Annotated in this window: 3 tRNA genes; all 3 read right to left on the bottom strand. The window is 55.8% G+C overall.

Features of this window, described 5'->3' with window-relative positions:
• Positions 1-2: 2 nt before the first annotated feature.
• Positions 3-74: transfer RNA gene (locus KVT34_RS30470), tRNA-Gly, on the bottom strand.
• A gap of 8 nt (positions 75-82) precedes the next feature.
• Positions 83-154: transfer RNA gene (locus tag KVT34_RS30465), tRNA-Gln, on the bottom strand.
• A gap of 29 nt (positions 155-183) precedes the next feature.
• A tRNA-His gene (locus KVT34_RS30460) sits at positions 184-259 on the bottom strand.
• Between the last annotated feature and the right edge of the window lies 1 nt (position 260).

Genomic DNA, 260 nt, shown 5'->3' with positions numbered 1-260 from the left:
GGAGCGGAAGACGGGAATCGAACCCGCGACCCTCGCCTTGGCAAGGCGATGCTCTACCGCTGAGCCACTTCCGCATATCAAACTGGGGGTATAGGATTTGAACCTATGCATGACGGAGTCAAAGTCCGTTGCCTTACCGCTTGGCTAACCCCCAACATCTTGCAATTGTCAGTGAGTATTAAGTGGGGCGGACGAGGGGAATTGAACCCCCGAATGTCGGATCCACAAACCGATGCGTTAACCACTTCGCCACGACCGCC

The sequence above is a fragment of the Paenibacillus sp. GbtcB18 genome, from assembly GCF_019091125.1.
In the GTDB taxonomy this organism is placed as follows: domain Bacteria; phylum Bacillota; class Bacilli; order Paenibacillales; family NBRC-103111; genus Paenibacillus_F; species Paenibacillus_F chitinolyticus.
This window is presented reverse-complemented; position numbering and strand designations above follow the sequence as displayed.